The 5,409-nt window shown below is 63.0% G+C and carries 8 protein-coding genes; 5 read left to right on the forward strand and 3 right to left on the reverse strand.

Annotation, left to right across the window (positions count from 1 at the left end; translation table 11 throughout):
- Positions 1-20: 20 nt before the first annotated feature.
- The gene (locus EOA29_RS23715) at positions 21-914 is read right to left on the reverse strand and encodes an SDR family oxidoreductase (protein ID WP_126093170.1); all 894 of its coding nucleotides are present in this window, start codon (positions 912-914) and stop codon (positions 21-23) included.
- Positions 915-1,083: 169 nt separating this feature from the next.
- Between EOA29_RS23715 and EOA29_RS23720 the strand changes: the two genes are divergently transcribed.
- Positions 1,084-1,497: a helix-turn-helix domain-containing protein gene (locus tag EOA29_RS23720; RefSeq protein WP_126093171.1), complete on the forward strand. Its 414-nt coding sequence runs from the start codon at positions 1,084-1,086 to the stop codon at positions 1,495-1,497.
- 90 nt (positions 1,498-1,587) lie between these two features.
- Here the strand turns inward: EOA29_RS23720 and EOA29_RS23725 are convergent, their stop codons facing one another.
- Both EOA29_RS23725 and EOA29_RS23730 read right to left on the reverse strand, forming a co-directional pair.
- A complete protein-coding gene (locus tag EOA29_RS23725; RefSeq protein WP_189478968.1) occupies positions 1,588-2,307 on the reverse strand; it encodes a glutathione S-transferase family protein in 720 nt (239 codons plus the stop codon).
- Position 2,308: 1 nt separating this feature from the next.
- A complete protein-coding gene (locus tag EOA29_RS23730; RefSeq protein WP_126093173.1) occupies positions 2,309-2,614 on the reverse strand; it encodes a Rieske (2Fe-2S) protein in 306 nt (101 codons plus the stop codon).
- 96 nt (positions 2,615-2,710) lie between these two features.
- Here EOA29_RS23730 and EOA29_RS23735 point away from each other — a divergent pair, with 96 nt between their 5' ends.
- The 4 genes from EOA29_RS23735 to EOA29_RS42305 all read left to right on the forward strand — a co-directional run.
- Positions 2,711-3,166: a MarR family winged helix-turn-helix transcriptional regulator gene (locus EOA29_RS23735; RefSeq protein WP_126093174.1), complete on the forward strand. Its 456-nt coding sequence runs from the start codon at positions 2,711-2,713 to the stop codon at positions 3,164-3,166.
- Between the two features lie 233 nt (positions 3,167-3,399).
- The gene (locus tag EOA29_RS23740; RefSeq protein ID WP_127221648.1) at positions 3,400-4,077 is read left to right on the forward strand and encodes a TetR/AcrR family transcriptional regulator; all 678 of its coding nucleotides are present in this window, start codon (positions 3,400-3,402) and stop codon (positions 4,075-4,077) included.
- Positions 4,078-4,207: 130 nt separating this feature from the next.
- The gene (gene ilvC, locus EOA29_RS23745; RefSeq protein ID WP_126093176.1) at positions 4,208-5,227 is read left to right on the forward strand and encodes a ketol-acid reductoisomerase; all 1,020 of its coding nucleotides are present in this window, start codon (positions 4,208-4,210) and stop codon (positions 5,225-5,227) included.
- Positions 5,185-5,409 (forward strand): hypothetical protein (locus EOA29_RS42305; protein ID WP_210213170.1); only part of this gene is annotated, 225 nt, incomplete at its 3' end. The genes ilvC and EOA29_RS42305, both read left to right, overlap by 43 nt.

Consider the following 5,409-nt stretch of genomic DNA (forward strand, 5'->3'; position numbering starts at 1 on the left):
CTCCTGGAATTGCTCTGGTTTCAGCCGAGCAAGGCGGCCTTGTTCGCTTCGAGGAACTGCTTCAGCGTTTGCGGCTTGCGGCCCGACAGCGTCTCGACCGTATCGGTCACCATCCCGATGCGGCCGGAGCGCGTGTTGGCGTCGAAGGACACGATGATGCGGGCAAAGTCCTCTGGAAGCCCCGCCGCCTTGACGCCCTCCGTCAGCGCCTCGTCAGGCACCTGGATGACCTCCAGCGGCTTGCCGGTGACTTCGCTCACCAGTGCGGCAATTTCCTTTGTCGTGTAGGCCTGCGGGCCGGTCAGCGTGTAGATTTGGCTTTCCTTGGAGCCGGAAGCGAGGCCTGCGGCAATGGCGGCCGCCATGTCGTCGCGCGCGCCATGGGCGATGCGGCCGTCGGCGGCCGAGCTGTACCACTTGCCGGACGAAATGGCGTGCGGCAGCGCCAGGAACAGGTTCTCCTGATACCAGCTATTGCGGAAGATGGTGTGGGGGATCCCACTCGCCTTGATGGCCTGCTCGGTACCGTAGTGATCGCCGGCGAACAGCACCGGCGAGATCGGTTCAGGGTTGGGCATCGAGGTGTAGAGCAGATGCGAGACGCCGGCCGCCTTGGCCGCGGCGACCGCCGCCTGATGTTGCCTCAAGCGACGGTCGCTTCTCAAGTCGAGCTCGCCGGTCGACACGATCAGCACCCGGTCCGCGCCTTTGAATGCATTCTCCAGCGAGGCCGGATCGTCGAAGTCGGCCGCCCTGACGACAACGCCGAGGGCTGCCAGGTCAGCGAGGTTTTCGGGATTGCGCGTGGTGGCGACGATGTTCGCCGGCGCGACTTTCTGCGCATCGAGCAGATGGTTGATCACGGCGCGGCCGAGATGGCCGGAAGCGCCGGTGACGAGGAGGGTTTCGGTCATGGGAGGTTCCTGAAAATTGCGCCGAAGGGCGGGTGCGGTTGTCAGTCTCAAAAAGAGACCAGCGCTAAAATAGGAATTGACCCCAGGCCGTAAAGAAGGCAGTTTTTCGGGAGGTAGGCACAGCCAGGGAACTATCGGGCTGGCCGTATTCGGCTCAAGGGACGTCGCCATGGACAGCAAGATCGTCAATCTGAAATCCAAGATCGAGATCTACAAAGCCATGACGCAGGGCGCCAATTTCGCCGACTGCCCGGTTCGCGACGTCATCCAGGGCATCAACGGCAAATGGAGCCCCTTGCTGGTGATGGCGCTTGCGGAGAAGCCCTATCGCTTCGGCGAGCTGCGGCGGCTGGTTCCCGACATCTCGCAGCGCATGCTCACCCAGACACTGCATGAGCTGCAGCGCGACGGCTATGTGCATCGCGAGGTGTTCCCCACTAAGCCACCGAGCGTCGAGTACAGCCTGACCGATCTTGGGCGATCGATGTTCGTTCCCCTCTATCAGCTCGTCCAATGGGCCGAACTCAACCATGACGCGGTGCGCGATGCGCGGGCCGCTTTCGATGCCTCCTTCCGGGCCTGAGGCGCGATCGATTGGTGGCAATAGCGGCAAGGATTCCGCCGGGACCGCAATTCCTCGCCGCCATGGTCACTGGTACGGTGATCGACCCGTTCAAGCCGATCGGGCTTGCGGAGTTTCAGTGACCTGGAGCCGGATGATCTCGGATAGGTAAGATCCCTTTGCCCGCAGGAAGGCGTGCAGCCGTCGCGGATAGTCGGCGCCGACCGCTTCCCTGACCGATTGCCGTTTGGTCAAGGCCTCGCGCCAAGCCCGAACGAGAGGCTTGTCGTCGAGAATGCCGAAATCGCCGATGCGGTCGAAGGTGTCGAAATAGCGGAAGATCGGCCCGTAGACGGCGTCGACCAGCGAGAAGCGGTCGCCGGCGAACCACGGGCCGCTTTGCCTGGCTGCAAGCTCCGCCTCCACGCGCGCAAACATTTCCGACAGCGCTTTGCTTTCCGTGACGAAAGCAGCCCCATCTGCCGCCGAGTAGAAACGGCCGATGGCGTTGAGGATGGCCGAGCCGAACTCGATCCAGGCGCGATGCCTGGCCCGCATGAGCGGATCGGCCGGATGCAGGGGATTCGCCTCCGTCTCCTCGAGGAATTCCAGGATGACGGCGGATTCGAAAATGACTTCTTCGCCGCCGCCATGCCGGACGCGGAGCAGCGGCACCTTGCCGAGCGGCGAGATGGCCTTGAACCAGTCCGGCTTGCTGGAAAGATCGACATTGACCCGCTCGAACGGCACGCCTTTCTCGGCGAGCGAGATCGCCGCGCGCTGGACGTAGGGGCAAAGGTGATGGCTGACGAGGGTTAGCCTGGCGGTCATCTCACTCTCCCCAGACATAGTTCAGCGCGCCGTTCTCGACGCGGGTCGACAGGAACATCAGGCGCGAGCCTTTCGGCGCCGGGCCTTCGAGGCGCTCGCCGCTTTCCATGTCGAAGCGGGCGCCGTGCCACTGGCAGACAAATGTGCCGTCCTTGCAATCGAGCGGCCCGCCGAAATGCAGGCAGGCATTGGCCGCGGCGCGGATGCGCTCGCCGCTGCGCCAGACATGGACCTCGCGGCCGAAGAAAGGCGCGACCAGGCTGCCGGTCTGCGGGATGTCGGCCACTTTACAGATTTCGTGTTTCATCGGAGAACTCCTTATCGATGCAATTGCATCTATATGGATGCATCTGCATCGATCGTCAATCTTGATGCAATTGCATCTATCGAATAGAGTCCGTCGATGACGAAGAAATCTCCTTCGCCCGGTGCTGTCAAAACCTGGGGCCGCCTGCTGCGCGTGTCGCGCCAACTGGTCGAGAAGACCGAGGATATCTTGAAGGCCGGCGGCCTGCCGCCGCTCGCCTGGTATGACGTGCTGCACGAGCTTGCCGAGGCGGGCGAGGGTGGCTTGCGTCCATTCGAGCTGATCGATCGCGTGCTTTTGGCGCAGTACAACGTCTCGCGGCTGCTGGCCCGGCTGGAAGTGGACGGCCTGGTGGAAAAGCTGCCAGTCTCGGATGACGGCCGCGGCCAGACCGTGCGCATAACGCCAAGTGGCCGGGAGATGCGCCGCCGCATCTGGGCGGTCTATGGCGCGGCCATCGCCGATTTGATGGGCGACAAGCTTTCCGCCAAGGAGTTGGAGGTGCTGGCCAGCTTGCTCGGTCGGCTGCGCGATCCGCCGATCGGGGACTAAGGCGCGTCGCGCTGAGACGGATTCGGGCGACGCGCTTTGGTCTTTGTTTTGATGCATGTCGCTGTCGCAGAACCGCTGCACACTTCTAGCGACATGCACTAGCCGCGAGGTCTTTTCCGGATCCGGCCGTCTCGACTTTTCGGCAATGGCCCCTTGCATCGGAAGCCGGAATGCGCAATAAGCCGAACCGTAACGTACGGTACGCCCTAGAGGTAGCCGAGAACGGATAGAACGTGTTGCAGACCGGCGCCGACATCGACAATAGCGAAGGACTGACCGAGCGGCAGCAGGCCGTTCTGGACGCAGCACTTCGCCTGCTGGTCGAGGAGGGCGACAACCTCACCATGACCGCGGTGGCGCGGCGAGCAAGCTGTTCCAAGGAAACGCTCTACAAATGGTTCGGCGACCGGGACGGGCTGCTCACCGCAACGGTGCAGTGGCAGGCCTCGAAGGTGCGTGTAGCGCCGGTCGACCGCAAGGGCCTCACCCTTGCCTCGCTGACGGCAAGCCTCGAACGCTTCGCCTCCGACTGGCTGCGGGTGATCTCCAGCGATACGTCCGTCGCGCTGAACCGCGTCGCGGTCGGCCATGCCGGTTCCGGGAAAGATGACCTTGGCGCTATCGTACTACAGAATGGGCGTTTCGCGCTGGCCAGGCGCCTGAAGCCGGTGCTGGAAGCGGGACGCGAGGCCGGCCTGCTCGACTTCGACGACGCCGAGACGGCGTTCCGGACCTTTTTCGGGCTGGTCGCCCGCGACGTGCAGATGAGGCTTCTGCTCGGCGACCGACTGCAGTTGACCGAGGCGACGATCGGCGGCGATGCCGCCCGTGCGACGCAGCAGTTTCTCGCTCTTTACGGATCAAGAACCGGGAGAGCAAATAACCGGCCGCCAGGCCCTGGAGCCGGATGATTTCAGGTCAGGTCGACCTGAAATCTGAATCCGGCTCCAAATCAAAGAGATAGAGCATGATGTCGTCCGAAAACCGCTTCACACTTTTCGGCATCATGCTCTGATCTTCAAAAACGGGAAGGAAGACGAAATGCGTGTCTATTACGATCGTGACGCCGATCTCAATCTGATCAAGGGCAAGAAGGTCGCCATCATCGGCTATGGCAGCCAGGGCCGGGCACATGCGCTCAACCTCAAGGATTCCGGCGTCAAGGAGATCGCCATCGGTCTGAAGGCCGGCTCGGCGACCGCCAAGAAGGTCGAGGCCGACGGGCTCAAGGTGATGAGCGTGGCGGATGCCGCCAAGTGGGCCGACCTGATGATGATGGCGACGCCTGACGAATTGCAGGCTGACATCTATAAGAACGAGATCGCGCCGAACATCCGCGATGGCGCCGCGATCGCCTTCGCGCACGGCCTCAACGTGCATTTCGGCCTGATCGAGCCGAAGGCCTCGGTCGACGTCGTCATGATCGCGCCGAAGGGCCCTGGCCACACGGTGCGCGGCGAATACCAGAAGGGCGGCGGCGTGCCGTGCCTGGTGGCCGTCAACCACGATGCCTCGGGCAACGCGCTCGACCTCGCGCTCTCCTACGCATGCGGCGTCGGCGGCGGCCGCTCAGGCATCATCGAGACCAACTTCCGCGAGGAATGCGAGACCGACCTGTTCGGCGAGCAGGTGGTGCTGTGCGGCGGCCTGGTCGAGTTGATCCGCGCCGGTTTCGAGACGCTGGTGGAAGCCGGCTACGCGCCGGAAATGGCCTATTTCGAGTGCCTGCACGAAGTGAAGCTGATCGTCGACCTGATCTATGAGGGCGGCATCGCCAACATGAACTACTCGATCTCGAACACCGCCGAATGGGGCGAATATGTCTCGGGCCCGCGCATCATCACCGCCGACACCAAGGCCGAGATGAAGCGTATCCTGAAGGACATCCAGACCGGCAAGTTCACCTCGGAGTGGATGCAGGAGTATCGCGCCGGCCTGTCGCGCTTCAAAGGCATCCGCCGCATGAACGACAGCCACCAGATCGAGGAAGTCGGCGCGAAGCTCCGCGCGATGATGCCGTGGATCGCCAAGAACAAGCTGGTCGACAAGGCGAAGAACTAGGAAGCCTGCGCCAATTCTACCCTGCCGGCCTGCTGCAGGTTTTTGCGCTTCCGGTGCTCACGGACTTCAAGTCCGATCCGCTGCGGTTCTCGAAACCCGCACCAGCTGACTCGGCAGGGCGAATGGCATCAGACTTCCCGCGTGAAACATCAAAGGCGGCGGAGCGATCCGCCGGCGTTGTC

This window comes from Mesorhizobium sp. M1E.F.Ca.ET.063.01.1.1, assembly GCF_003998155.1.
GTDB lineage: Bacteria > Pseudomonadota > Alphaproteobacteria > Rhizobiales > Rhizobiaceae > Mesorhizobium.